Here is a 25,010-nt window from a genome sequence, read left to right as displayed (position 1 = left end):
CGTCAGCCGCGACCGCGCGCCTCCAGCGATGCCAAATACGCGTTGTACGCGACGAGTTCCGCGTCACCGTCGCGGTCCGCGGCCCGGTCGCCGCGCCGTGCCTGCCGCTGCTCGGAGGTGTACCACTGGAAGAGCAGCGCCACCAGCACGACGACCGACGGGATCTCGCTGAACGCCCAGGCGATGCCGCCCGCCGCCGTCTGGTCGCCGAGCGCGTCGATGCCCAGCGAGGCGGGCGGGTGCTCGAAGGTGGTCAGCATCGGCTCGCTGGCCATCATGACCGCGATGCCGAAGAACGCGTGGAAGGGCATCCCCGCGAACAGCTCCAGCATCCGCATCACATAACCGGGCCGGTGCGGCCCCGGGTCGACGCCCATGATCGGCCAGAAGAACAGCAGGCCCACCAGCAGGAAGTGCACCATCATCGCGATGTGCCCGGTCCTGGTGTGCATCAGCGTGTCGAAGATCGGCGAGAAGTACAGCCCGTACAGGCTCGCGATGAACAGCGGGAGCGTGAAGGCCGGGTGCGTGATGATCCGCAGATACCGGCTGTGCAGCAGCTTCACCAGCAGCTCGCGCGGTCCGGTGCGGCCGCGCTCGGCGGCGGGCAGCGCCCGCAGCGTCAGCGTCACCGGGGCGCCCAGCAGGATCAGGATCGGCGAGAGCATGCTCAGCACCATGTGCTGCACCATGTGCACGCTGAACATGACCATGCCGTAGTCGTTGAGCTTGGTGCACATCACCAGAGCGACCGTCAGCACCCCTGCGACGAACGCCACGGTACGGCCGGGCGACCACGAGTCGCCGCGCCGCCGCAGCCGCAGCACACCCCAGCCGTAGAGGACCAGCGCCACCAGGCAGCCGATGAGGAAGAACGGATCGCCGCCGCTGAACGACAGCCCCCGGCCGAGGGTGAACGGCGGCAAGTCCATGTGCATGCCGTGTCCGCCGTGGTCCATCCGTCACTCTCCTGTCGCGCCGGGCCGCGTGCTGCCGGTCCGGCCCGTGCTCCGATTCGACCCTTGTGCCCGCTCCAGAGTAGAACCGCCCCCGGACGCCGATTCGGCCGGGGGCGGGGAGCGCCGACGCACGTGGTCGGAGCACGTCATGAAGCGTCAGGACACGCCACTCACAGCACGCACTCGGCCTCGACGTACCGCTCGGCGGGCACCGTCTTGAGGTGCTCGACGGCCTCCCCGAGCGGGACCAGCGTGATGTCGGTGCCGCGCAGCGCCGTCATCATGCCGAACCGGCCCTTGTGGACGGCCTCCACGGCGTGCCAGCCGAAGCGGGTGGCGAGAACGCGGTCGTACGCGGTGGGCGTGCCGCCGCGCTGGACGTGCCCGAGGATGACCGGCCTGGCCTCCTTGCCCAGCCGCTCCTCCAGCTCGACCGAGAGCTGGTTGGCGACGCCGCTGAACCGCTCGTGGCCGTAGATGTCGGTCGCGCCCGACGTGAAGTCCATGGTGCCCTCGCGCGGCTTGGCGCCCTCGGAGACCACCACGATCGCGAACTTCTTGCCCGCCTCGAAGCGCTGGCCGACGACCCGCGCCAGCTCCGACACGTCGAACGGCCGCTCCGGCACCAGGATCGCGTGCGCGCCCGCCGCCATCCCGGAGTGCAGCGCGATCCACCCGGTGTGCCGCCCCATGACCTCCACGATCAGCACCCGCTGGTGCGACTCGGCGGTGGTCTTGAGCCGGTCCAGGGCCTCGGTGGCCACCATCACGGCGGTGTCGAAGCCGAAGGTCACGTCCGTGGACGCGATGTCGTTGTCGATGGTCTTGGGCACACCGACGATGGGCAGGCCCGCGTCCGACAGCAGCCGGGCCGCCTTGAGGGTGCCCTCACCGCCGATCGGGATGATCGCGTCCAGGCCCAGGTCGGCCACGTGGCCCCTGGCCTGTTCGACCCCGCCGCGCAGGTGGGCGGGCTGGACCCGCGAGGAGCCGAGGATCGTGCCGCCGCGCGCGAGGATGCCGCTCACGGCATCGAGGTCCAGCTTGCGGTAGTCGCACTCGAGCAGGCCCTTCCACCCGTCGTGGAAGCCGATGACCTCGTCACTGTGGTCCACCACGGCGCGGTGCACCACGGACCGGATGACGGCGTTCAGCCCGGGGCAGTCGCCGCCGCTGGTCAGCACACCAATACGCATTGCTCTCGTTACTCCCGCAACTCGACCGGACGGCCGGACCCCGTCGTCCGGATGGATCGCAGCCAGCTTACCGAGAGCGGCTGTCACGCCTCCACGGCGACCGAACTGCGGACACCTGACGATTACTCAAACTCCGGGGAACGCCTGCGCAGCGTGACGGACCCACCTCGGACCCCCGCCGACGCACGACGCCCGCGCCCTCCTGCGAGGACACGGGCGCGGTACGGGTCAGGCGGGTCGGAACGGTGTCACGCGGGCTGTACGGCCGCCGCGATCCGCTCGGCGCGCAGCGCCTCGAACCACTGGTCGTCGACCGGCGGCAGCGCGTTGACGTCCAGCGCGAGCTTGATCAGCAGGTCGGCGATCTGCGGATTGCGGGCCATCACCGGACCGTGCATGTACGTGCCGAAGACCGTGTCGTTGAAGGCGCCCTCGGTGCCGTCCCCCGTGCCGTTGCCCTTGCCCATCCGCAGCCGGGCCAGCGGCCTGGCCTGCGGGCCGACATGGGTGACGCCCTGGTGGTTCTCGAAGCCGGTCAGCGGCGGCAGATTGAGGTGGGGGTCGATGTCGGCCAGGACGTCGCCGACGCACCGCTCGCCCTCGCCGCGCACGCTCACCACGTCGAGCAGGCCGAGGCCCGGCTCGGGGCGGCCCAGGTCGTTGACGAACTCGTGGCCGAGGATCTGGTAGCCCGCGCAGACCGAGAAGACGATCGCGCCGTTGGCGACCGCGCGGTTCAGCCCGCCGTCGCGGCGCAGCCGCTCCGCGGCCAGCCGCTGCGGGCGGTCCTCGCCGCCGCCGATCAGATAGATGTCACCGGACGTCGGCACCGGCTGGTCGGAGCGGACGTCGACCCGGGTGACCGGCACCCGGCGCTGCTGGGCGCGGCGCTCCACGACCAGCGCGTTGCCCTGGTCGCCGTAGGTGCTCAGCAGGTCGGGGTAGACCCACACCAGGCGGAGGCTGGACTCACTCATGCGTGCTTCTCCTTGTCCGTCGTCAGCAACGTGACGCGATGTGACGCGACGTGGTCGCGGTCAGTTGCCGACCCGGCGGCGCAGGTCCTGGAAGGCGGTGTAGTTGGCGATGGCCTCGATCCGGCCGGGCGGCGCGGAGCGCACCGCCTCGTCGAGGTTGGCGCAGACCCGGAACTGGAGCCCGGCGACCTCCAGGCGGACCGCGAGGTCCAGCTTGCGGTCGCCGATCACCATGATCGGGTGTCCGGCCAGCCGGGTGTAGTCCACGTCCCACAGCCAGGAGGTGTCGGTGCCGTCGGCGCCGCGCGCGTTGACCGACAGGATCACCGGGGTGGGCGGGCCGTCGATCAGCGAGAAGGTCTCCAGCCAGCCGGCCGGGTTCTTCGCCAGCAGCAGCCGCAGTTCGCGCTGCTGGAAGCTCACCACGTCGTAGCGGCCCGCGACCGCCTGCACCGCGTACATCCGCTCCAGCGCGACCTTGGGGTCGATGCCGAAGGCCGCGGCGGCGGCGGCCGAGACCGCCGCGTTCGACTTGTTGGCGCGGCCCGGGAGCTGGAGGTGGATCGGCCAGGCGGAGCCGTGCGGGTCGATCACGTGGTCGCCGGACAGCGCCCAGGTCGGGGTGGGGCGGCGGAAGCCGCACTCGGCGCAGAACCAGTCCTCCGACGGGCGTTGCAGGACGCCGCCGCAGGACGGGCACGACCAGGCGTCGTCCTTCCACTCCTGGCCCGCCGCGACCCACACCACGGTCGGGCTGGAGGAGGCGGCCCAGGTGATCAGCGGGTCGTCGGCGTTGGCGATGATGATCGCCTCGACGCCTGCCAGGCCCTCGCGCCACTTCTCGGCCAGCATGCGGGTCTCGGCCGCGCGGTCGAGCTGGTCGCGGGAGAGGTTGAGCAGCGCGATGGCCTTGGGGGCGACGTCGCGGGCGACGCCCGCCAGGTACTTCTCGTCGACCTCGATCACGCCGAAGCGCGCCTCGGAGCCGCCCGCCAGCGCGGAGGTGATCCCCGCGGGCATGTTCGCGCCGAGCGCGTTGGAGACGACGGGGCCGCCCGCGCGAAGCGCCTCGGCCAGCAGCCGGGTGGTGGTGGTCTTGCCGTTGGTCGCCGACACCAGGATCACGTCGAGGTGCCGGGCGAGCCTGGCCAGCAGGTCGGGGTCGAATCTCAGCGCCACCTTGCCGCCGATCACCGAGCCGCTGCCACGGCCTGCCGCACGCGACACGCCCGCCGCCACCTTGCCCGCCGTCACGGCCAGTTTCGCCCGCGGCGACAGCGGCTCCGAGTTGCCTGCCATCGTCTCTCTTCCTCCTCGACTGCGACCGGCCCCGCTGCCCCGTGGCGGCTGGTTGTACGCCTCCGAGCGCCACTTGGGCGGCCGACAAGGTTCGGTCCCGGCTCAGCCTATCGACTCCGGGCCCCCGGACCGCACCGCGCCGCCCCGGTCGGACCGTGCGCCGAACTCCACGCGCACCGGGGGCATCCGCGCCACCGGCGCTGTCTGTGGGGACGGGTGCGGCCCGCTCGCGGTTCCTGATCCGCCCGCCGCGTTACAGCCCCGGGCTGCCCGCCCGGTCGCCGGCCGCCGCGAGGCGGCCCCACAGCAGGTCGGCCAGGTGCCTGACCAGCAGGTCGCGGGAGAACGGCCGCTCGCCGAGCCACCAGTCGCCCGCCGCGTACATCATGCCGACGATGCCGTGTCCCCAGGCGCGGGCGAGCTGCTCCGAGTCGGGGCCGAGGTCGAGGCGTTCGGCGATCACCTCGGCCAGGTCCTCGCCCATGCGGCGCAGCAGCGGTACGGAGTGCCGTCCGGCGTCCAGTCCCTTGTCGCCGTCGGCGGGCGCCTCGGCCGGGTGCATCAGGAAGCGGTAGACCTGCGGGTGGGCCTCGATGGCGGACAGATACGCGTGCAAGGTGGCCTCGACGCGGTCCCTGCGGTCGCCGGGGGAGTCCAGCGCGGCCCGCAGGGTGGCCAGCAGCGCGTCGGTGTGCCGCTTGGCCAGCGCCCGGTACAGGCCGCTCTTGTCGCCGAAGTGCCGGTAGAGGATCGGCTTGGTGATGCCCGCCTCGGCGGCGATGGCGTTCATGGACGCCTCGGGCCCGTCCCGCAGGACGACGCGGTCGGCCGCTTCGAGCAGCTCCGCCCGGCGCCGCTCCGTGGCCGTCCGCTGGTCCTGCCGCTGGCCGGTGTCCACCCGCGCCTCCCCAATTGTTCGATTGCTGGTGGTCAGCGCAACGTAACACCCCGCCAGCCGCCCCCCGCGCGCGCCGGAATGAGTTGACATGGCCTACCGGTCGGTAACAGACTGCTGTTACCGCTAGTAACTGGCACGTGGAGGGGAAGATGGGCGACTTCACGCTCGAACTCAATGACGACCAGCAGTCCGTGCGCGACTGGATCCACGGCTTCGCCGCCGACGTGATGCGCCCGGCCGCCGCCGAATGGGACGAGCGCGAGGAGACCCCGTGGCCCATCATCCAGGAGGCCGCCAAGATCGGACTGTACTCGCTGGACTTCTACGCCCAGCAGTTCTTCGACCCCACGGGCCTGGGCATCCCGCTCACCATGGAAGAGCTGTTCTGGGGTGACGCGGGCATCGCCCTGTCCATCGTCGGCACCGGACTCGCCGCCGTCGGCGTCCTCGCCAACGGCACCGAGGAGCAGATCGGCACCTGGGTCCCGCAGATGTACGGCGACGCCGACGACGTCAAGCTCGCCGCCTTCTGCTCCTCCGAGCCCGACGCGGGCTCCGACGTCTCCGCGATGCGCACCCGCGCCGTCTACGACGAGGCCACCGGCGAGTGGGTGCTCAACGGCACCAAGACCTGGGCCACCAACGGCGGCATAGCCAACGTCCACGTCGTCGTCGCCGTGGTCGACCCGGAGCTGGGCACCAAGGGCCACGCCTCCTTCATCGTGCCGCCCGGCACTCCCGGCCTGTCCCAGGGGCAGAAGTTCAAGAAGCACGGCATCCGCGCCTCGCACACCGCCGAGGTCGTCCTGGAGGACGTACGGATTCCCGGCGACTGCCTGCTCGGCGGCAAGGACAAGCTCGACGAGCGGCTGGCACGGGCCCGCGAGCGGGCCAAGTCGGCCCATGGCGGCGAGCGGGTGAAGAACGCGGCGATGGCCACCTTCGAGGCCTCCCGCCCGGCGGTCGGCGCCATGGCCGTGGGCACGGCGCGCGCCGCGTACGAATACGCCCTCGAATACGCCACCGGCCGCGAGCAGTTCGGCCGCCCGATCATCGACAACCAGGGCGTCGCCTTCCAGCTCGCCGACATGCGCACCCAGATCGACGCCGCCCGCCTCCTGGTCTGGCGCGCCTCCTGGATGGCGACGGCGGGTAAGCCCTTCACCTCCGCCGAGGGCTCGATGTCCAAGCTCTTCGCCAGCGAGACCGCCAAGAAGGTCACCGCCCAGGCCATCCAGATCCTCGGCGGCAACGGCTACACCCGCGAGTACCCGGTGGAGCGCATGCACCGCGACAGCGCGATCTACACGATCTTCGAGGGCACCAGCGAGATCCAGCGTCTGGTCATCGCCCGCACGCTGTCCGGGATGCCGCTGCGCTGAGGCGGCGCGACGGCACAGGGCTCAGGGGCGGACGCCGGGGGTGTCCGCCCCTGACGCATGTCCCGGCGGCCACCCCCTCGTTGGGCAGGGTGTACATCATCCGATACGCGCCGATTTCCGGCGCAAGCCCCGGGGAGGGCCGATGGCCGACCCGCAGTGGAAACGACTCATCGAACACGTCATGGCGGTCCCGGAACGCGTCTACGAGCACTGGAGCGGCGCCGACGGCTGGGACAACGACACCGAATTCGGCAAGGAGTACGGAGAGAACCGCGTCTCCTGGTGCGTGATCTTCGACTGGGACATGTACCACGACGTCGGTCTCGACCAGGCCGTCCCGAAGACCGACAACGTGACCGCGTTCAGCACATGGGCCCGACGCAAGGGCGCCTGGTCCGCGTACCCGAGCATCGGCGCCTGGGTGAATCTGGACGGCGGCGGGCACACCGAGATCGTCACCGGCTTCGACGAGCGCTACGTCCACACCAAGGGCGGCAACAGCGTGAAGGCCGGGGCCACCGACCGAGGCCAGGGCAACGGCGTGTGGTCGCACCGTGAACTGCGTCACGCCCAGCGCGTCACCGGCTACTTCGCGCCGCGCTTCCCCGACGGGATCTGCCCGCCGACCGCGGACCCCGCCGACCCGCGCGGCGGCACGGCGGTCGCCTCCTACCGAGTGCGCCCGACCGCCACCACGCACCCGGCGCCCGCGTTCCCCGGCCGTGAGTACTTCGTCCTCGGCGCGGTCAGCGACCACACCCTGCTGCTCCAGACCTGGCTGCAACGCGGCAACTGGGGCCCGCCGTACAAGGTCGGCCCGTCCCGCACCATGACCGCGCTCGACCTGACCAAGGTCAAGGCCCTCCAGCGGCACTACGTCGCCGCGCTCGGCCCGGCGGACGGCGCCGTCGGCCCGCTGACCTGGCTGTACGCCTACGAGGTCGCGTACGGCCTGCGCGCGAGATGACCGCCGCCGCCCGGCGCGGCCCCGCGTGACTAGTCCCCGTCGTTGCGGTAACCGCGCAGCAGGAACCAGGCGAGGAACACCACACCGACCACCGAGACGACGATGATGCTGCGCATCACCGGACCGGGGCCGGGCGAATTCGACATCGCGAACGTCGTGACGTCGTGGAACGCGCCGAGATCCATGTGGGTATGCATGGGGGTACTCCTTATGGTCCGGCTGCCCAGGGTAGACCCGCGCCCCGAGCCGTCCGCGCTCCGGGTCGGCCCGCGCGCCGACCCGGAGCGCGCACCCAGGTCAGTGGCCGGAATGCGGGCAAAGCGGCACCAGTGTGTCCGGGCGGTCACCGCACGCGCACGTCGTCTGGTTCAATAGGACACATGGCCAGCACTACTGACTCCGGGACAGGTCGCGACGACCTCGAACCCTTCTGGCCGTCCCGGCAGGAGCACCACTTCGACCGCTGGTGTTGCCGCGCGACCCCCGCGCGGACCCGCGTCCTGAGCTGACCCCGCCGCACCGGCCTCCGAGCCGCTGCCCGCAGCCACCGGTCCCCGCGCAATACGGCGTCCTGACGACCCCATCGCGCGAAAGAGCCGAATCATGTCGAACCTGCCGAACGTCCACTCCCTTTCCACGCTGCCCGCCCGACCGGGCGGAGCGCCCTCCTCCGGCGGCGCTCCGGCCGTCAACCGGCAGCGACTGCGCGCCGTACGCCCCGACGAGGTGCCGCCCGCACCGGACTTCCTGCCGCCCGGCGCCACCTGGCTGCCCGCGCCGGGACATGTGCTGCCCACCATCCCCGGCGGCGCCCCGATGGTCGGTTACCTGGTGCTCGTCCCGGCCGAGCAGGTCCCGACCGCCGTCCCCGCCCCGGCCCCCGAGTTCCGCACCGGCCGGGCGGAGACCTCCGACCCGCTGTCCCAGGTGCCGATCAGCATCGACGACGAGCGCCGCACCGCCGCGGTCGACGGTCGCCAACTCGACCTGACCTACCTGGAGTTCGAACTGCTCGCGCACCTCGTCGCGCACCCGCACCGGGTGCACTCGCGCGACCAGCTCGTGACCACGGTCTGGGGATACGGGCATGTCGGCGACGGCCGCACGGTCGACGTCCACGTCGCCCGGCTGCGCCGCAAGCTCGGCGCGGAGCACCGCGCCAGCATCGTGACGGTGCGCCGGGTCGGCTACAAGTACGCCCCCGCCGCGCCGGTATCGACCGCGGGCGCGACCGCGGCTACGGCACGACCGTGACCGGCCACCGTCCGGCTTTCACGAGCCGGACGGCGACCGAGCCGACGAATCGGTGCCCGGCGCGCTCCGAGGCGCCCACCACGACCGCGTCCGCGGTGAGCTGTTCCGCGGCCGTGGTCAGGCCGTTGTAGGGGTCGCCGCGGAAGGTGTGGAACTCCCACCGCACCGTGAACGTCCCCTGCAACCGCTCGACGGAGTCGCGGATCTCCGCCATGAGCTGCTCGGCGATCCCGGTGTCGACCTCCGACACCGGGACCCCGAGGGCGGCGCCGGTCGGCATGTACGGCTGCACGTAGACCAGGGCGAGCAGCGCGTGCTGCCGCCGCGCGAGCCCCGCCGCGTACGCGGCTGCCCGCCACGACGTGTCGGAGCCGTCCAGTCCGGCGAGGATGACCTTCGGTCCGTCCGTGCCGCGCTCGAAGTGCGCCGGCAGCTTCTGCTCTTCCACGCGCGCCAGGCTATCGGCCTCCGGCCTGCGGTTTCATCCCCCGGCACGCAGCGTTCTCACTCCAATGGGCGCATTGCCACGACATGTGCACCTTTGCGGGGCACGCTGTGCGAGAGGAGTGAAACAGGCGGCGGTACCGCGCCGGAGCCGCGCACCCCACGGGTGCGGTCGGCGTACCCGCGACGGCTCGCCGCCCACGCCGCTACCGGGGAGGTTTGTGATGCCGAGCGTGTCCACGAACGTGTTCGTGTCGAGGCCGACCACGGAGGTCTTCGACTTCCTCGCCGACGCCCGCAATCTCGCCCTGTGGAGCTCGGGGGTGGCCTTCGTCGACTCGGCGCCCGTCCCGCCGGGCGTGGACGCGGAGTACCGCTACCGCTACCCCGGACGGCGCAGACCGCACCGGCTGGTCTGCGCCGCCTTCGAACCGGGCCGCCGGATAGTCTTCCGCGGCCAGCGCATGTGGTGCCCGCTGGGCACCCAGGTGCCCGTGTACGGCTTCGAGCTCGCCCCGCACGCCGACGGCACGCTGGTGCGGCTGTCGGTCACCAGCTCGCTGCGCGCGGCCCTCGTCCTGCTCGCCCCGGTCGTGGCCATGGCCTGGCGCCGTGACCTGCCCGCGGACGCCAGGAAATTCTGCGATCTGCTCGGCGGCTCCCGCGCCCCGGCCGCCCCGCTGCACGCTCCCGTGTCCGCCCCCGCGGTCGCCTCGGCCCCCGAGGACCCGGCGCGGTCCACGTCCGCGCCGAGTGGCTTTGACTTCGCTCATTGAGTGTTAAACTAATAATGTGAAGATGTTCGCACACGTTCTTCACCCTTTACTGCCCCGGCCTGGTCCCCCCGTCCCGGCCGGGGCTCCTCCATGTCCGGACCCGCTTCGGGCTCGTTCCCGCCTGTGTCCGGCCCGCACCGGCCCGCCTCGGGGGTCGACTGTCAGACCCTCGTCGTACGGTGCGGACATGAACGACGCACATGAGCCGCGAATTCGCATCGAGCCCTGGTCGGCGGACGACCTGTGGCTGCTCCGCAGGACGAACACACCCGAGATGACCGAGCACCTCGGCGGACCGGAGACCGAGGAGCAACTGCTCTCCCGGCACCAGCGCTACCAGGACATCGAGAAGACCGGCGGCAGGATGTACCGCGTGGTGCTCGTCCCGGACGGCGAGGTCGCCGGTTCCATCGGCTTCTGGGAACAGACGTGGCGGGGCGGGAAGGTCTACGAGACCGGCTGGGCGATCCTCCCGGAGTTCCAGGGCCGGGGCCTGGCGGCGGACGCCGCCCGCGCGGTGACCGAGGCGGCCAGAGCCGCCGGTGCCCACCGCCACCTGCACGCCTTCCCCAAGGTCAGCCACCCGGCGTCGAACGCCGTCTGCCGCAAGGCCGGATTCACGTTGCTGGGCGAGGCCGACTTCGAGTACCCCAAGGGCAACCCGATCACGTGCCACGACTGGGTGATCGACCTGACGCCGGACGCCCCTGAGGCTGACCCGGCCGGAGCTCCCACGGCGACCGGCTGACGGTCGCAGGGCGTTCGCGGGGCGCCGCGGGACGCCGCGGGCCGTCAGGAACCGGCGGCCCGCAGTTGGGGCACGATCTGCTGCCGTACGTAACCGCGCACGTCCTGGCCGCGCAGGCCGCCCCGAATCACCGTCACCGAGTGCGCGGCGGCGGCCTTCCGCAGCCGACGCGCGGCCAGCGGGCCCACACCGCCGCCGATCACCAGCGCCGTCACACCGCCCGCGCCGATCAGAGAGACGGCGTCGCGCGCGCCGGTGACGCCACGCGCGTCGAAACCCTCCTCGCGAAGGACCGTGGTCGCGGAGCTGACAATGCTCTCCATACGGCCGATTACCACAACGGTCATGCTTAGCTGCTGCCCATCCACACCCCGCACACACCCGGCTGGCGCTCATCCGCCACCACCGCACCGAGGAGACCCCGTGCGCCCACTGACGCCGACCACCCTGGTCACCGCCGCAGCCCTCGCCACCACGCTCGCGGTCGGCGGCACCGGCGCCGGTCCCGCTCCCGGCTCGGGTACGGCGCAGCCCCGGCCCGTGGCGAACCTCCCGCAGATCATGAAGGACACCGGCGGCGGCACCCAGCTCATCACCGCGAGCGCCCCCACCCTCGGCTCCACCAGCGGCACCCTCACCTGGTGGGAGAAACAGAGCGGCGGCTGGAAGGCCGTCGGCACCGCGCCCGCCCGCTTCGGCGCCCACGGCCTGGCCGACGGCGCGACCCGCACCCAGAACACCAGCACCACGCCCACCGGCCTCTACGGCCTGCCGCTCGCCTTCGGCAACGCCGCCGCGCCCGCGGGCACCGCCCTGCCGTACCGCGCGGTCACCCCGACCGCCTGGTGGTGCGAGGACACCCAGTCGACCTCCTACAACCGCTGGGTCGACCCGCTGCCCAAGGACTGCCGGGGCACCGAGTCCGAGCGCCTGGCCGACTACCCCGGGCAGTACGCGCACGCCGTCCTGATCGACTTCAACTACGCCAAGCCGGTCAAGGGCCGCGGCGCCGGCATCTTCCTGCACGTCAACGGCAGCGGCGCGACGGCCGGTTGCGTCTCGGTACCCGCCGACGCGATGAGCCGGATCCTCGCGTGGCTGCGGCCCGCGGCGCAGCCGCACATCGCCATCGGCACCGTGGACGGCGGCACGGCATTGACCGGTTACTGACCCCCTGGTGCGCTGTTGGGTGACGCTACCGCCCCGTACCGTAGGGCACAGGCGCAACACCAGTGACGCGAAGGGGAATTGCCGTGTCGTTCGCAGAGGACCGGTCGCAGGCCGTGGAAGACGTCGTCCACGCGTGGACGCACGGCACCGACTGCCTGTTACGCGAGGCCGACGGCGGCTCGGGGGAGACGGTCGGGACGGAGACGGGGCCCAGGATGCTCTCGCACGCGGAAGCCGTGCAGATCGTCCACGCCCAGCTCGTCCTGATCGCCCTCGGAGCCGACCTCGGCCGCCTCCAGACGACCGCGAGGACCTGCTACCGCACCGCGGTCGACACGCGGCTCGAACGGCCGGAGGACGCCCGCGCCTACGCCAGGGCCGCCGATCTGTGCGAGCGCGCCGCCCGGCTGGTGGTCGACGCGGGAGCCGCGGGCGACGACCGGGCCAGGCGCCGCCTGCTCGCCGTCGCCGAGCACGACACCGCCGTGGCGACCGGAGCCGTGGACCCCGAGGTCGCCGACCGCGCCCGCCGCGTCCTGGAGTCCGCACTCAGCGAGGCCGAGAACAGGGCCGCCCGCGACACCGCGCCCCAGCAGCGCGGCCCGCGCTATCCCGGCCCGACCTACGACGAGACCACCGGACGGCACCGCGTCGGCGTCGGCGCGACCGGCGAGCCCGCCTACTGGCAGCTCAACACCCCCGGCTCCGGCATGGAGAGCGGCCTGATCTGCGGCGCGCCCGGCAGCGGCAAGAGCAGCTTCCTGCTGATGGTGCTCTACGAGGCCGCGCGCCGCGAGGAGTTCACGCTGTGGCTGGCCGACCCCGGCGGCCGGCACGACACCCCGGCGCCGATCGCCGAGGCCGCCGCCCGTACCGCCGCCACCCGCGAGCAGACTGTGGACCTGCTGCGCGACGCGGTGGCGGTGATCGCCGACCGCGCCCGCCACCACGGCCCGGTCCCCGACCCCACCGACACCTGGCAGGGCATCGTGCTCGCCGTCGAGGACTGCCGACTCGTCTTCGCCGACGACCTGGAGGCCACCCGGCTCGCCGAGCGCGTCGTCGCCGTCGGCGGCCGGTTCGGGGTGGCGCTGGTCGTGACCGCGCCCGACGCCGACCTCGCGTCCTTCGGCGGCAGCCTCGCGCTGCGCGCCGGGCTCGCCAGGACCAACTGCTTCCCGCTCGGTCCCGGCGGACGGCAGATGCTCACCGCGCTCGGCCGCGCGGTCTGACGGCCAACCGCCTCCGGCCGGACGTCGGTTGCCGGGCCGCCCTCGGCCGGCTCTCGCCCGCCGACCGCCGGATCTGACACTCCTCTGACACGCGCCTGGCCCTTTCCGGAAGGTCGGGCGGTGCATCTGTGGTTCCTGACCGAGACCTGAAGCCGGGGATCTTGTGACGGACCGGCGGACCGAAGAACCTGGTAGTCAGGATCCGGTGCGGTGTCGGCGAAAGCCCCCGGCGCGGTCCTCTCTCTCGGAATCTCTACGAATCTTCACGAAACTCGCGGATTCTCGCGGATTCTCTTTGGTTCTCTCCGAACGACCATGACGACCGTCCCCTGACGTCCGGGTGCGGCCCCTGAATCGCGTTGTCGGGCTCTGTGGTGTGGGAGGTGTGGACGATGGCAGGTGCGATGTCGTCGAACGCGGTGGCGGCTGGGACCGTCGCCGGAAATACGGTGGCGCCGCCGGAGGAACGGGTGGGCGAACCGGCCCCGTTGAGCAGACTGATGTCACTGCACCAGGCGCACCCGGTGGACGGCCGGTCACTGCGGACGGTGTGCGGGATGTTCGTGACCGGCGTGACGGTGATCACCAGCGGCGAGGACGGCAACGCCGAGGGCACCACGGTGAACTCGTTCACCTCGGTCTCCCTCGACCCGCCGCTAGTGCTGTTCTGCCTGCACAACGAGTCCCGACTGCGGTCCGTCGTGCGGGAGTCGGGGAAATTCGTCGTCAACTTCCTCCAGGGGCAGCAGGAGGGCGTGGCCCGCGCCTTCGCGGGCAAGGGCACCGCGGAGATCCACGACGTGGCCAACCACCCGTCGGTGACGGGCGTTCCGGTTCTCAGCGAGGCGCTGGCGTTCCTGTCCTGCCACCTGGTCGAGGAGTTCGACGGCGGCGACCACACGATCTTCCTCGGCCGCGTGGTCGAGTTGGGCGTGCCCCGGCAGCACCAGGAGCCGCTGGTCTTCTTCCGCGGCTGGCTCGGCGCGCTGGAGGAGGAACTGCGCGGCGTGCACCCCATCATCGACGGCTGACCGCCCCGCCCGTTCCCTGTCTCCTTGGCACGGCGGTGCGTCGCACGGCGGTATTTCGCGACGCCCCGCGGTCTTCCGCGTGGATCCGAGGTGATCCGCGCTGTTCGTGTTCCTGACGTTTCTGCGAGTTCCCGAATTCGACCGGTGGAGGGTGTGATGGGCGTGGATTCCGGCAAGGTCGTCCGACTGGAGGACGTCGTACCGATCACATACGGCGGAGGCGAGGAGACCCGCTTCCTGCTGCGCGGCTCGGACACCAGCGGCCGTTCCTCGTTCTACGAGGTCCGGATGCCCGCGGGGGAGGGCTCGGTGTGGCATGTGCACCATGACACCGACGAGTCCTTCTACGTCCTCGAGGGCGAATTCGAGGTCAAGGTCGGCGAGGAGATCCACAAGGCGCCCGCCGGGACGATGGTGCACGGCCCGCGCGGCGTGTGGCACTCCTTCTTCAACGTGGGCGAGACCACGGGACTCATGCTCTGCACGATGACGCCCGGCGGCATCGAGCTGTTCTTCGAGGAGCTGAGCGAGGTGCTGACCCGCCCCGAGCGGCCCGACTGGGACACGATCAAGGCGGTCGGCGAGCGGCACGGCATCACCGCCGCCCGGCCGCAGGGCGGACCGCACGGCGGCCCGCCGGTCAGCGCGCCGCAGTAGTCCGTACCGTCGCGCACCGTCCTCGCGACGGGGGTCGGGAGCCGCCGGGTGACCGGCGCCCTGCGCGCCGTCGGGTGACGGGGGGCGGCCGGTCCGGGGGATTCACCCGGCGGCTCCCGGGCCTAGGGGGTGTCCGCGCGCCGTCCGGCCTCCCGGGGGTGCGCGTCCTCCTGCTCGGGGTCCAGCTCCGGCTCGGGCACCGCGTCCGGCGCGAGCCGCGGCGCGCCCGTCGGCTCACCGCTCTCGTCGAGCCGGACCCGGGAGAGCTTGTCGGGGTTGGTGACCAGGTAGATGTCGGTGATCTGGTCGTTGCTCGGGTTGAGGTCCATGACCATGACCGCGTACGGCGAGTCGCCGGAGAAGACGACGGCCGACGGGTCGCCGTTGACCTGCTGGTAGCGGATGTCCAGCGACTCGGGCAACCGGCTGGTGGCGTAGCCGTTGAGGAAGCGGGCGACCTTGTCCCGGCCGTTGACCGGCCGGAGCGCGGAGCGGACCTTGCCGCCGCCGTCGGTCCACATCGTCACGTCCGGCGCGAGCAGGCTCATCAGCTCGGCGATGTCGCCGCCGAGCGCGGCGGCCACGAACCGCTCGGTGACCTGCTGCTGGAGGTGCGGATCGGCCTGGTAGCGGGGCCGCCTGGCCTGGACGTGCTCGCGCGCCCGGTGCGCGAGCTGCCGGATCGCGGACGGGCTGCGTCCCAGGATCTCGGCGATCTCCGTGTGCGCGTAGCCGAACACCTCGTGCAGGACGAAGACCGCCCGCTCCAGCGGCGTCAGCGTCTCCAGCACCACGAGCAGCGCCATGGACACCGACTCGGTGCGCAGCGCGGACTCCGCGGCGTCCACGGCCTGCGCGCCCTGCGGGCTGTCGAGGGCGTCGGGCGTACGGGTCAGCAGCGGCTCGGGCAGCCAGGGGCCGATGTACGTCTCGCGGCGACGGCTGATCGTCGCCTGCCGGGCGAGCGCCTGGTTGACCGCGATCCGCACCAGGTACGCGCGCGGGTTGTCGATCTCCTCGGCGTCCGGCTGGCGGACCCGGCGGGCCCAGGCCAGCCAGGTCTCCTGGAGGACGTCCTCGGTGTCGGAGACACTGCCGAGCAGGTTGTAGACCACCGAGAACAGGAGTTCCCGATGGCCGACGAACACCTCGGTCGCGCGGTCACCAGCAGCCGAGGGGAGCTGAGCCGGAGTGTCGGACACGATGTGAGCCTCCCGTGATGCGTTTCACCTATGAGGTACCGCGGACCCGAAAGCGTGACACTCGCGCCGCGAAATGTGACGCGCGTCTCTTTCACCTGCGATATTCCGGCGCGCCCCACCGATCTCCATGAGTGCTGGAATGATCACACGGTGCCACGATGTCACATCGACCGTGGCCCGAAGCTCTTTATCCGCGGGGCCGGACACGGTCTGGCGGTGGCCCGGACGCCGGGCCCGGAGGGGAGCCTCCGGACCGTCGAGGCTCCGAGCGGTCACCCCGATCCCCGGGGGGCCGATAACGACATTCGTACGAAGAAAGTGGTGGGCCGTCGTGGCCGAGTCGAAAGACCCGAACGTGGACATCGATTTCACCGTCATGTATGCGACGCACAAGGCGTTCCGACGCGACCTGCGCCGGCTGGCGACCGCGGTGGCCGCCGGTCAGGCGACGGCGCCGCAGGTGCGCGCGGGGTGGGACAACTTCAATCACCAGCTCCACAACCACCACTCGGTCGAGGACCGGGCGCTGTGGCCGCAGGTGGAGGCCAAGATCGCCGACCGTCCCGACGATCAGCGGCTGATGAAGGAAATGGAAGAGGAGCACGCCGAGCTGGGCCCGCGCATCGAGGCGGTGGACACCGCGATCAAGGGCGGCGGGGGCGACCTGGCCGCGCTGATCGAGGACCTTTACCAGGTGATGGACGGCCACTTCACGCACGAGGAGGAGGCCGCGCTGCCGCTGATCCAGGACGTGCTGTCGCCCGCCGAATGGCGGACCTTCGGGCTCGCCAACGCCAAGAACCTCGGCATCAGCGGCGTCAGCGTCTACATCCCCTGGGTCATCGATGACGCGACGCCGGACGACCAGAAGCGGTTCCTCGGGTCCTTCCCGCCGCCGCTGCGCGTCGTCAACAAGCTGATCTGGCAGCGCGGTTACGCGAAGAAGGAGCTGTTCAAGGTCTGACCGGACCCGGGCACCGACGACCGGGCGCCTGAACGGCCGGAATCGGCGGGCACCGCGCCACCGGGCGCGGTGTCCATGCTCGGGCGCGGTGTCCATGCTCGGGCACTGCGGAAAGGCGTGGCCATGGACAGCACGGCGATCGTGGAGCGGGCCCGACCGGCCCCGCCCGCCCGCCGCACCGGGCGGGTGCCCGGCGCGGCCGAGCTGCTGCGGAGGGTGCCGTGACCGGCGCTGTGGTGGTGACAGGTCTGGGCATCGTCTCGCCCGCGGGACTGGGCGCCCGCGACTACTGGGCGCAGGCGTGCGGGAGCGGGCGCGGCGCCGGACGGCACGGCGAGGCCCGTACGGCGGGCGAACCCGCCTGGCAGACCGCCGCCCTCCTCGAGCCCGCTCCGGGCGACCAACTGTGGGGCAGGCCCGCGCCGCAGGCCGACCGGATGGCCCGGCTCGCGCTGGCCGCAGCGGACTGGGCGCTGGCCGACGCGGGCATCCGCCCGCAGGACTTGCCCGACTTCGGCCCCGACGCGGTGACGGCCGTCACCGCCGCGGCTGCCGCCGCCGCGGCTCCCGGCGGTCGGTACGGCGAGGGCCGCGGGCCCGGCTTCGGCGCCCGTTTCCGGGCCGGCTCCGGCACCGGCGGACCGCGCGGCCAGGCCGGGCGGCAGAGCGGCGCGTACCGCTCCTTCGCCTGGTTCTACGCCGTCAGCAGCGGCCAGATCTCGATCAGGGACGGCATGAAGGGCCTGGACGCCGTGGCGCACGCCCGGCGGCAGATCCGGCAGGGCGGACGGCTCATCGTCTCCGGCGGTGTGGACGCGCCGGTCTGCCCCGCCACCTGGAGCGCGCACACCCCGCCGCCCGCCGCCCGGCCCGGCGGCGGAGCGCTGCTGGTACTGGAGACCGCGCAAGCGGCCCTGGCCCGCGGCGCCAAGATCTACGGCGAGGTCGCCGGATACGGCGCGACCTTCGACCCCGACCCGAGCGGCGGACGCGAACCGGGCCTGCGGCGCGCGGTGGAACTGGCCCTGTGCGACGCGGGAGCCGTCCCCGGCGAGGTGGACGCGGTGTTCGTCCCCGGCCTCGACGCGGCCGAATCGGCCGCCGTCACCGCGGTGTTCGGCGTGCACGCCGTACCCGTCACCGCGCCCCGCACCATGACCGGGCGCCGCTACCCGGGCACGGCCGCGCCGCTGGACCTGGCGGCAGCCCTGCTCGCCATGGAGGAGGGCCTGATCCCGCCGACCGCGGACGATCTGCCGTCCCCCGGCTACGACCTCAATCTGGTCCTGTCGCCGCGCACCGCGGAACTGCGCACCACGCTGGTGGTGGCCCGCGGCCACGGCGGCTTCAACTCCGCCGTCGTGCTGCGCACCCTGGACTGACCGCACCGCCCCGCGACAGCGCGGCGAGCAGCAGCACCGCACCGACCCCGTGACGTCCCCTCTCCCGCACCGGGAGCCGGGGACGTTTTCGCGTGCCCCGACACATTCCTACCCGGGAGGGACGAAGCAGCATGAACACAACCGCCCAACAGGCCCAGTCCAATGAGAAGTTCGATGTGGCGATCCTCGGCGCGGGTATGGCCGGCGGTCTGCTGGGCTCGGTGCTGGCCCGCAACGGGGTGAAGGTCCTGCTCATCGACGCGGGCGTGCACCCGCGCTTCGCGGTGGGGGAGTCCACCATCCCGTACACCTCGTCGATGACCCGGATCATCGCCGAGCGCTACCAGGTGCCCGAGATCGAGCCGCTGGCCAGCTTCAAGGGCATCCAGGAGAAGATCGCCCCGTCGTGCGGGCGCAAGCAGAACTTCGGCTTCGTCTACCACGTCGAAGGGCAGCCGCAGGACCCCGAACAGATCAACCAGCTCGTGGTGCCCGAGTGGCAGCGCACCGAGACGCACCTGTTCCGGCAGGACGTGGACGCCTATCTGTTCAACCTCGCCGTGACGTACGGCGCGGTGCCCAAGGTCGCCACGAAGATCGCCGACATCGAGGTGTTCCCCGAGCACGGGGTGCTGCTGAGGTCAGACAAGGGCGAGGAATTCCACGCCAGTTACCTCATCGACGGCAGCGGCTTCCGGTCGCCGGTCGCGGAGAAGTTCGGGCTGCGCGAGACCCCGACCCGCGCCAGGGCGCACTCGCGCTCGCTGTTCACGCACATGGTCGGCGTCACACCCTTCGACGACGCGAAGGCGGCCCGCTCGCACAAGCAGCCCAGCCCCTGGCACAACGGCACCCTGCACCACGTCTTCGACGGCGGCTGGCTCTGGGTGATCCCGTTCGACAACCACGACGGCGCCCTCAACCCGCTGTGCAGCGTGGGCCTGCAACTGGACGAGCGCAAATTCCCCGCCGAGCCCGGCGTCTCCGCGCAGGAGCAGTTCGACCAGTTCCTGGAGCGGTACCCCGAGATCGCCGAGCAGTTCACCGACGCCACCGCCGTACGCCCGTGGGTGGCCACCGGCCGGCTCCAGTACTCCGCGACGCAGACCGTCGGCGAGCGCTACTGTCTGACCGCGCACGCCGCCGGATTCATCGACGCGCTGTACTCGCGCGGCCTGACCAACACCCTCGAGGTCGTCAACGCCCTCGCCTGGCGGCTGATCGAGGCGTCCAAGGACGGCGACTGGTCCGTCGAGCGCTTCGCGTATGTCGACAGCCTCCAGCAGGGCCTGTTCGACATCCACGATGACCTCGTCTACTGCTCCTTCGTCGGCTTCCGCGACTACGACCTGTGGAACGCGGTCATCCGGGTGTGGGAGTCGACCAGCATCCTGCCGACGGTCACCATCGACCGGGCGTACCGCACCTTCATGGCCGACCCCGAGCGCGACGAGCAGGTCTTCCGCGACCTGGAGAAGCGCGATGTGCCCGGACTCCCGGCCCCGGTCGGCCAGGACATATCGGAGCTGCTCGGCTTCACCCGCTCCATCTGCCAGCAGGTCGAGGCGGGCACGCTGGAGGCCAAGGCCGGCGCGGCCCAGCTCTTCGAGCGGCTGCGGACGTCCGAATTCCTGCCCGCCCCCTTCGAGTTGGGCTCGCCCGACAACAGGTGCTTCGAGGCCACCCCGGCGGTGATCCAGAGCGCCGTCGAATGGGCCGGTACGGACGCGCCCGCGCACATCGCGCAGCTCTTCGCGCGCTGAGCCCCCGCCGTACCCAGGTCGTCGAGCGCCGCCGTACGCAGGGCCCCCCGCCGTACGCATCGCAGACGCACCGCACCCGCGACAGCGCCGCCGGACGCCTCCTGACGGGCCGTCCGGCGGCGCGTCCCTGCCCGTGGCCCCGTTCGCCGGAGGCAACTTCCTTTCAGACAGGAGTCAGACGTGGACGAGAAGGTGGACGAGAAGGTGCACGAGAGGGACAGCACGGGCGCGGGCGGAGCCGCTGCCCTGGACACCGATGTGATCATCGTGGGGGCGGGGCCCACCGGGCTGATGCTCGCCGGTGAACTGCTGCTGGGCGGCGCCCGGGTGATCGTCGTGGAACGCCTGGACGAACCCACCGGGCAGTCGCGCGGCCTGGGCTTCACCGCCCGCGCCATGGAGGTGTTCGACCAGCGCGGGCTGCTGCCCGCCTTCGGCGGCCCCGACGGCACCCTGGAGATCTCCCCGGTCGGCCACTTCGGCGGCCTGGTCTTCGACTACACGGTGCTGGAGGGCGCGCACTTCGGCGCCCGCGGCATCCCGCAGTCGCTCACCGAGTCCGTGCTGGAGGCGTGGGCCGTGGGCCTGGGCGCCGACATCCGCCGCGGCTGGGAATTCCTCGAAGTCGCCGACGGGGAAGGGGCGGTGACCCTCACCGCGGGGACCGCGGACGGCGTACGCCACCTGCGCGCCTCGTACCTGGTCGGCTGCGACGGCGGAAAGAGCGCGGTCCGCAAGGCCGTCGGCTTCGACTTCCCCGGCACCGACCCGACCCGCGGCATGTACCTCGCCGACGTGGTCGGCTGCGGGCTGCGCCCGCGATTCCTCGGCGAGCGGCTGCCCGGCGGCATGATCATGGCCGCGCCGCTGGGCGAGAACGTCGACCGGGTCATCGTGGTCGAGAACGGCGCCCCGCCGCCGGACCGCACCGAGGAGCCGACCTTCGCCGAAGTGGCAGGTGCCTGGCAGCGGATCACGGGCGAGGACATCAGCGCCGGTACCGCCGACTGGGTCGGCTCGTTCACCGACGCCAACCGGCTGGTCACCGAATACCGGCGCGGGCGCGTGCTGTTGGCGGGCGACGCCGCCCACATCCACCTGCCCGCGGGCGGCCAGGGCCTGAGCACCGGCGTGCAGGACGCGGCCAACCTCGGCTGGAAGCTGGCCGCGGTCGTCACCGGCTGGGCGCCCGAGGGTCTGCTCGACACCTACCACGCCGAGCGGCACCGGGTCGGTGAGCGGCTGATGATGAACACCGCCACCCAGGGCATGGTCTACGTCGGCGGTCCCGAAATGGACCCGATCCGCGAGATGTTCGCCGAGCTGATCGAGTACGACGAGGTCAAGCGGCACCTCGCGGGCACCGTCAGCGGTCTCGACATCCGCTACGCCTTCGGCGCGAAGGACGACGACCACCCGCTGACCGGACGCCGGTTGACCCCGCTGAAGGTCGACACCGACGGCGGCGGCACCGACACCACGGAACTGCTGCACACCGCGCAGGGCGTGCTCGTCGACCTCGCCGACGCGGCGGCCGTGCGCGCGGTCGCCGCGCCCTGGAAGAGCCGCGTCCTGACCGTCAGCGGCACGGTCGCCGAGCCCGAGGGGCTGTCCGCACGGGAGTTGGCGGGGGCCACCGCGGTGCTGCTCCGGCCCGACGGACATGTCGCCTGGGTCTCGACGGGCGGTGAGGACGGCCTGGCCGAGGCGCTCCAGCGGTGGTTCGGCGCGCCCGAGACGGGCGCGTGAGTTCCAGCCTCCGACCGGAGGGCGCCGACCGTTCGAGGGCCGGCGCCCTCCGCCAACCGAAGGGCGGGGCACGGCGGTCCGCGGGCGGGCCCTTCCGGTCGCTGGCCGTGCGCAACTTCCGGCTCTTCGCGCTCGGCCAGGTCGTCTCGGCGGCCGGCACCTGGATGATGGTGGTCGCGCAGGACTGGGCGGTCCTCTCGCTCACCGACAACTCACCCACCGCGCTCGGCCTGGTGACGGCCCTTCAGTTCACCCCGGTCCTGCTCCTCGCGCTGTACGGCGGGCGGCTCGCCGACCGCCACGACAAGCGCGCGCTGCTCGTCGCCGCCAACCTGGTCTGCGGTGTGCTCGCCGCCCTGCTCGCGCCCCTGATGCTCACCGGGACGCTGCGGCTGTGGCATCTGTATCTGTTCGCCCTCGGCCTCGGCACCGCGAGCGCCGTGGAGATCCCCACCCGCATGTCGTTCGTGCGCGAGATGGTCGGCCCCGAACTGCTGCCCAACGCCTCGGCGTTGAGCGCGGCGTACTTCAACGTCGCACGGGTGGCGGGGCCCGCGTTCGGCGGCCTGCTCGTCGGCTGGCTCGGCACCGGACCCGTCGTCCTGCTCAACGCCGTCAGCTATCTGGCCACGGTCGTCGCGCTGCGGATGATGCGGCCCGCCGAACTGCACCGCGGGCCGCCGGGCGCAGCCCGCGCCCGCGTGATCGACGGCCTGCGCTACACCGCGAGCCGCCCCGACCTGCTGCTGCCGCTCGCCCTGGTCGCCGTCATCGGCCTGGCCGGGTTCAACTTCCAGCTCACGCTGCCGCTGGTGGCCAAGACGGTCTTCCACACCTCCGCGGCCTCCTTCGGACTGCTCACCACGGCGCTGGCGGCCGGATCACTGCTGGCGGCGCTGGTCACCACCTCGCGTACGACCCGGCCGAGCGGACGGCTGGTGACCGGCTCCGCGCTGGCCTTCGGCGCGGCCGAGACCGCGGCGGGCTGGGCGCCGAACTACCTGAGCGAGCTGCTGCTGCTCGCGGTCACCGGCTTCACCACGCTCTACTTCGCCCAGGCGGCCAACCACCGCATCCAGCTCGGCGCCGACCCCGCGTTCAGCGGGCGGGTGCTGGCCATCTACGCGCTCATCCTCCAGGGGACCACCCCGCTGGGCGCGCTGGCGGTCGGCTGGCTCACCGAGCACTGGGGCGCCAGATCAGGACTCTACGCGGGTGGCATCGTCTCGCTGGCCGCGGCGGCGGTCGCCATGCTGCTTGACCGGCCCCGTCCGGGCCGGGCGGACGGCGGGGACCGGGCGGACGGCGGGGACCGGGCGGAGCGCGAGGGCGACGGTGATCGGGAGGCCGGGCGCGCGCGGGAGACCGGCAGCCGCTCGCCCGAGTCCCCGGCCGTCCCGATGACCGGCGCGTGACGTCGGCGCGCGGACGGTGCCCCGAGGCACCCGAACCCCCGCCCGTACGCGCCCCGTCCGTACCGCGCCCGTCCCCACGAGGGCCGCGGGCCCGGTCCCGGACGACCCCCGCGGGCCGACGCTCCGCCACCGCGCGGAGCGACCCGTGCCCCGCGGAGCCGTCCGCGCGGCACGTTCTCGAACCTGCCGGTGAACCGCCGCGCCACAGCGCAACGGCGGCGCCGGTCCGTGCACTACCGATGGAAGGCGGTATGCCGTGATGGAACAGACGGTCCCACTGCACCTGAGGGGGCTTCCCGACCCGCACGTCCTGCGTGCCGCGGGCATCGACGTGCGGACCAGGATCATCGAGCGTTACATCTGCCGTCAGTTGGAGCCGTATCTTCATGTGCCCCCGGCCCACCGGATCAGCACCGACCGGTCGCTGCGCAGCCAGGGCGTCGACTCGATCACCGCGCTGGCGCTGCGCCGCAGGCTCGTCTCGGCGCTGGGCGTCGACGTCCCCGCCGCGGACCTGCTGCGGGACGACTCGGTCACCGAGGTGGCGGCGCTGCTGGCCGGGCTGGTGACCCCCGTACCGCAGAGCGTCCCGCAGACCGCCCCGGTCGGCGCCGTCGCCGGGGCCGTCTTCGACACCCCGGCGGAGAGGCCGCGGCTCACCGCAGCGGCGCGCACCGCGCGGTGAGCGGCGCGGTGGACCGTACGGGGGCCGCCACCGCACCGGCTCTGACCGTCGCGCCGGGCGACCTGCACATCTGGGTGCTGCCCCGGCCCTGGACGCACACCGACCCGGCGCCGCTGCCGGTCGGGGAACTGGACGACGACGAACGCGAGCGCGCCGCGGGCCTGCTGCGTACGGGCGACCGGGTGCGCTACCTCTCCGCCCACGTCGCCCTGCGCCGCCTGCTGTCGGCCTACACCGGCCTCCCGCCGCGGGCGCTGCGGCTCGGCCGGGACCGCTGCCCCTGCTGCGGCGGCCCGCACGGCCGCCCGGTGCTGCTCGACCGCCCGCGCGGCCCCGTGCCCGACTGGCCGCACTTCTCGCTGTCCCACAGCCACCAGGTCGCGGTCGTCGCCTTCGCGGGCGCCACCGTCGGCGTGGACGTGCAGCGGGTGCCGCCGGCCAACGCCGTACGGCTGTGCCTGCCCGACCTGCACCCCGCGGAACAGGCGGAGTTGGCCGCTGTGCCCGGCCGCAGGAGGCCCGCGGCCTTCGCCCGGCTGTGGACCCGCAAGGAGGCGTATCTCAAGGGCCTCGGCACCGGTCTGCGCCGCGACCTGGCCGCTGACTACCTCGGGACGGCGGCGGGCCGGCGCGGCGGCCCGCACCGCCCGTCCGGATGGTCCGTCACCGACGTGCCGGGACCGCCGGGCCACGCCACCGCGGCGGCCGTCCGCACCCCGCACCACTACCGCACCGTCGTCCGCACACTGACCGCCGACTGCCTCCACGCCGAGGACGCCACGGAGCTGATCGCCGATTCCCGCACGCGGGTGCACCGCGTGCCGCAGGCCGCCGTCCGGCGGCCACAGGAGTGATCGACA

Annotated in this window: 26 protein-coding genes; 17 read left to right on the top strand and 9 right to left on the bottom strand. The window is 72.5% G+C overall.

Features of this window, described 5'->3' with window-relative positions:
• Positions 1 to 2: 2 nt before the first annotated feature.
• From ABZX65_RS19705 to ABZX65_RS19685, 5 genes are all read right to left on the bottom strand, one after another.
• The gene (locus tag ABZX65_RS19705; RefSeq protein WP_355341133.1) at positions 3 to 959 is read right to left on the bottom strand and encodes a cytochrome c oxidase assembly protein; all 957 of its coding nucleotides are present in this window, start codon (positions 957 to 959) and stop codon (positions 3 to 5) included.
• Between the two features lie 170 nt (positions 960 to 1,129).
• Entirely contained in the window at positions 1,130 to 2,155 is a 1,026-nt protein-coding gene (locus tag ABZX65_RS19700) for a 6-phosphofructokinase (protein WP_188282470.1), read from the bottom strand.
• 248 nt (positions 2,156 to 2,403) lie between these two features.
• Positions 2,404 to 3,132 (bottom strand): glutamine amidotransferase, encoded by a 729-nt coding sequence (locus ABZX65_RS19695; RefSeq protein ID WP_188282469.1) that lies wholly within the window; start codon positions 3,130 to 3,132, stop codon positions 2,404 to 2,406.
• Between the two features lie 60 nt (positions 3,133 to 3,192).
• Positions 3,193 to 4,431: a MurT ligase domain-containing protein gene (locus ABZX65_RS19690; RefSeq protein ID WP_355341129.1), complete on the bottom strand. Its 1,239-nt coding sequence runs from the start codon at positions 4,429 to 4,431 to the stop codon at positions 3,193 to 3,195.
• Positions 4,432 to 4,684: 253 nt separating this feature from the next.
• Complete coding sequence (locus tag ABZX65_RS19685) at positions 4,685 to 5,329, bottom strand: TetR/AcrR family transcriptional regulator (protein WP_188282467.1); 645 nt, start codon at positions 5,327 to 5,329, stop codon at positions 4,685 to 4,687.
• A 149-nt stretch (positions 5,330 to 5,478) separates the two neighbouring features.
• Here ABZX65_RS19685 and ABZX65_RS19680 point away from each other — a divergent pair, with 149 nt between their 5' ends.
• Complete coding sequence (locus ABZX65_RS19680) at positions 5,479 to 6,711, top strand: acyl-CoA dehydrogenase family protein (RefSeq protein WP_355341126.1); 1,233 nt, start codon at positions 5,479 to 5,481, stop codon at positions 6,709 to 6,711.
• 142 nt (positions 6,712 to 6,853) lie between these two features.
• A complete protein-coding gene (locus ABZX65_RS19675; RefSeq protein ID WP_355341123.1) occupies positions 6,854 to 7,678 on the top strand; it encodes a hypothetical protein in 825 nt (274 codons plus the stop codon).
• Between the two features lie 29 nt (positions 7,679 to 7,707).
• On the opposite strand, the gene ABZX65_RS19670 is transcribed toward ABZX65_RS19675, so the two are convergent.
• On the bottom strand, positions 7,708 to 7,875 hold the full coding sequence (locus ABZX65_RS19670; protein WP_355341375.1) for a hypothetical protein: 168 nt from the start codon (positions 7,873 to 7,875) through the stop codon (positions 7,708 to 7,710).
• A 183-nt stretch (positions 7,876 to 8,058) separates the two neighbouring features.
• On the opposite strand from ABZX65_RS19670, the gene ABZX65_RS19665 reads away from it, so the two are divergent.
• Positions 8,059 to 8,187 (top strand): hypothetical protein, encoded by a 129-nt coding sequence (locus ABZX65_RS19665; RefSeq protein WP_262928374.1) that lies wholly within the window; start codon positions 8,059 to 8,061, stop codon positions 8,185 to 8,187.
• Positions 8,188 to 8,281: 94 nt separating this feature from the next.
• Positions 8,282 to 8,932, top strand: a complete 651-nt coding sequence (locus tag ABZX65_RS19660) for a winged helix-turn-helix domain-containing protein (RefSeq protein ID WP_355341119.1) — start codon at positions 8,282 to 8,284, stop codon at positions 8,930 to 8,932.
• On the opposite strand, the gene ABZX65_RS19655 is transcribed toward ABZX65_RS19660, so the two are convergent.
• On the bottom strand, positions 8,916 to 9,380 hold the full coding sequence (locus ABZX65_RS19655; RefSeq protein ID WP_355341116.1) for a universal stress protein: 465 nt from the start codon (positions 9,378 to 9,380) through the stop codon (positions 8,916 to 8,918). The two genes, ABZX65_RS19660 and ABZX65_RS19655, sit on opposite strands and share 17 nt — an antisense overlap.
• A gap of 229 nt (positions 9,381 to 9,609) precedes the next feature.
• Between ABZX65_RS19655 and ABZX65_RS19650 the strand changes: the two genes are divergently transcribed.
• On the top strand, positions 9,610 to 10,152 hold the full coding sequence (locus ABZX65_RS19650; protein WP_355341113.1) for an SRPBCC family protein: 543 nt from the start codon (positions 9,610 to 9,612) through the stop codon (positions 10,150 to 10,152).
• A gap of 187 nt (positions 10,153 to 10,339) precedes the next feature.
• A complete protein-coding gene (locus tag ABZX65_RS19645; protein ID WP_355341110.1) occupies positions 10,340 to 10,900 on the top strand; it encodes a GNAT family N-acetyltransferase in 561 nt (186 codons plus the stop codon).
• 44 nt (positions 10,901 to 10,944) lie between these two features.
• On the opposite strand, the gene ABZX65_RS19640 is transcribed toward ABZX65_RS19645, so the two are convergent.
• Positions 10,945 to 11,247, bottom strand: a complete 303-nt coding sequence (locus ABZX65_RS19640; RefSeq protein WP_355341107.1) for a hypothetical protein — start codon at positions 11,245 to 11,247, stop codon at positions 10,945 to 10,947.
• 100 nt (positions 11,248 to 11,347) lie between these two features.
• Here ABZX65_RS19640 and ABZX65_RS19635 point away from each other — a divergent pair, with 100 nt between their 5' ends.
• From ABZX65_RS19635 to ABZX65_RS19620, 4 genes are all read left to right on the top strand, one after another.
• Positions 11,348 to 12,070 carry a L,D-transpeptidase family protein gene (locus ABZX65_RS19635; protein WP_355341357.1) on the top strand — a complete coding sequence of 241 codons (723 nt, stop codon included), beginning with the start codon at positions 11,348 to 11,350 and terminating at the stop codon, positions 12,068 to 12,070.
• 83 nt (positions 12,071 to 12,153) lie between these two features.
• Entirely contained in the window at positions 12,154 to 13,302 is a 1,149-nt protein-coding gene (locus tag ABZX65_RS19630; RefSeq protein ID WP_355341104.1) for a hypothetical protein, read from the top strand.
• A 392-nt stretch (positions 13,303 to 13,694) separates the two neighbouring features.
• Positions 13,695 to 14,333, top strand: a complete 639-nt coding sequence (locus ABZX65_RS19625; protein ID WP_355341101.1) for a flavin reductase family protein — start codon at positions 13,695 to 13,697, stop codon at positions 14,331 to 14,333.
• 156 nt (positions 14,334 to 14,489) lie between these two features.
• On the top strand, positions 14,490 to 14,990 hold the full coding sequence (locus ABZX65_RS19620) for a cupin domain-containing protein (RefSeq protein ID WP_355341098.1): 501 nt from the start codon (positions 14,490 to 14,492) through the stop codon (positions 14,988 to 14,990).
• A 122-nt stretch (positions 14,991 to 15,112) separates the two neighbouring features.
• On the opposite strand, the gene sigJ is transcribed toward ABZX65_RS19620, so the two are convergent.
• The gene (sigJ, locus tag ABZX65_RS19615) at positions 15,113 to 16,192 is read right to left on the bottom strand and encodes an RNA polymerase sigma factor SigJ (protein WP_355341095.1); all 1,080 of its coding nucleotides are present in this window, start codon (positions 16,190 to 16,192) and stop codon (positions 15,113 to 15,115) included.
• Positions 16,193 to 16,523: 331 nt separating this feature from the next.
• Here sigJ and ABZX65_RS19610 point away from each other — a divergent pair, with 331 nt between their 5' ends.
• From ABZX65_RS19610 to ABZX65_RS19580, 7 genes are all read left to right on the top strand, one after another.
• Positions 16,524 to 17,156 carry a hemerythrin domain-containing protein gene (locus tag ABZX65_RS19610; protein ID WP_355341092.1) on the top strand — a complete coding sequence of 211 codons (633 nt, stop codon included), beginning with the start codon at positions 16,524 to 16,526 and terminating at the stop codon, positions 17,154 to 17,156.
• A 221-nt stretch (positions 17,157 to 17,377) separates the two neighbouring features.
• Complete coding sequence (locus ABZX65_RS19605) at positions 17,378 to 18,538, top strand: beta-ketoacyl synthase N-terminal-like domain-containing protein (RefSeq protein ID WP_355341089.1); 1,161 nt, start codon at positions 17,378 to 17,380, stop codon at positions 18,536 to 18,538.
• Between the two features lie 131 nt (positions 18,539 to 18,669).
• Positions 18,670 to 20,301 carry a tryptophan 7-halogenase gene (locus ABZX65_RS19600; protein ID WP_355341086.1) on the top strand — a complete coding sequence of 544 codons (1,632 nt, stop codon included), beginning with the start codon at positions 18,670 to 18,672 and terminating at the stop codon, positions 20,299 to 20,301.
• A gap of 246 nt (positions 20,302 to 20,547) precedes the next feature.
• Entirely contained in the window at positions 20,548 to 22,050 is a 1,503-nt protein-coding gene (locus ABZX65_RS19595; protein ID WP_355341354.1) for an FAD-dependent monooxygenase, read from the top strand.
• Between the two features lie 101 nt (positions 22,051 to 22,151).
• Positions 22,152 to 23,465, top strand: coding sequence for an MFS transporter (locus ABZX65_RS19590; protein ID WP_355341351.1), 1,314 nt, complete (start codon positions 22,152 to 22,154; stop codon positions 23,463 to 23,465).
• A 259-nt stretch (positions 23,466 to 23,724) separates the two neighbouring features.
• The gene (locus ABZX65_RS19585) at positions 23,725 to 24,150 is read left to right on the top strand and encodes an acyl carrier protein (RefSeq protein WP_355341083.1); all 426 of its coding nucleotides are present in this window, start codon (positions 23,725 to 23,727) and stop codon (positions 24,148 to 24,150) included.
• An 8-nt stretch (positions 24,151 to 24,158) separates the two neighbouring features.
• On the top strand, positions 24,159 to 25,004 hold the full coding sequence (locus ABZX65_RS19580; protein WP_355341080.1) for a 4'-phosphopantetheinyl transferase superfamily protein: 846 nt from the start codon (positions 24,159 to 24,161) through the stop codon (positions 25,002 to 25,004).
• Positions 25,005 to 25,010: the final 6 nt, after the last annotated feature.

Source organism: Streptomyces sp. NPDC003300 (genome assembly GCF_040610915.1).
Classification (GTDB): Bacteria; Actinomycetota; Actinomycetes; order Streptomycetales; family Streptomycetaceae; genus Actinacidiphila.
Note: the sequence above shows the minus strand (reverse complement) of the source record. Positions and strands in the feature narration are given on the sequence as shown.

Coding starts and splice junctions, on each gene's coding strand:
- ABZX65_RS19700 (WP_188282470.1), bottom strand. CDS start 2,155: ATGCGTATTGGTGTGCTGACCAGCGGCGGCGACTGCCCCGGGCTGAAC.
- ABZX65_RS19695 (WP_188282469.1), bottom strand. CDS start 3,132: ATGAGTGAGTCCAGCCTCCGCCTGGTGTGGGTCTACCCCGACCTGCTG.
- ABZX65_RS19675 (WP_355341123.1), top strand. CDS start 6,854: ATGGCCGACCCGCAGTGGAAACGACTCATCGAACACGTCATGGCGGTC.
- ABZX65_RS19585 (WP_355341083.1), top strand. CDS start 23,725: ATGGAACAGACGGTCCCACTGCACCTGAGGGGGCTTCCCGACCCGCAC.
- ABZX65_RS19665 (WP_262928374.1), top strand. CDS start 8,059: ATGGCCAGCACTACTGACTCCGGGACAGGTCGCGACGACCTCGAACCC.
- ABZX65_RS19705 (WP_355341133.1), bottom strand. CDS start 959: ATGGACCACGGCGGACACGGCATGCACATGGACTTGCCGCCGTTCACC.
- ABZX65_RS19645 (WP_355341110.1), top strand. CDS start 10,340: ATGAACGACGCACATGAGCCGCGAATTCGCATCGAGCCCTGGTCGGCG.
- ABZX65_RS19690 (WP_355341129.1), bottom strand. CDS start 4,431: ATGGCAGGCAACTCGGAGCCGCTGTCGCCGCGGGCGAAACTGGCCGTG.
- ABZX65_RS19670 (WP_355341375.1), bottom strand. CDS start 7,875: ATGCATACCCACATGGATCTCGGCGCGTTCCACGACGTCACGACGTTC.
- ABZX65_RS19680 (WP_355341126.1), top strand. CDS start 5,479: ATGGGCGACTTCACGCTCGAACTCAATGACGACCAGCAGTCCGTGCGC.
- ABZX65_RS19640 (WP_355341107.1), bottom strand. CDS start 11,247: ATGACCGTTGTGGTAATCGGCCGTATGGAGAGCATTGTCAGCTCCGCG.
- ABZX65_RS19625 (WP_355341101.1), top strand. CDS start 13,695: ATGGCAGGTGCGATGTCGTCGAACGCGGTGGCGGCTGGGACCGTCGCC.
- ABZX65_RS19600 (WP_355341086.1), top strand. CDS start 18,670: ATGAACACAACCGCCCAACAGGCCCAGTCCAATGAGAAGTTCGATGTG.
- ABZX65_RS19660 (WP_355341119.1), top strand. CDS start 8,282: ATGTCGAACCTGCCGAACGTCCACTCCCTTTCCACGCTGCCCGCCCGA.
- ABZX65_RS19620 (WP_355341098.1), top strand. CDS start 14,490: ATGGGCGTGGATTCCGGCAAGGTCGTCCGACTGGAGGACGTCGTACCG.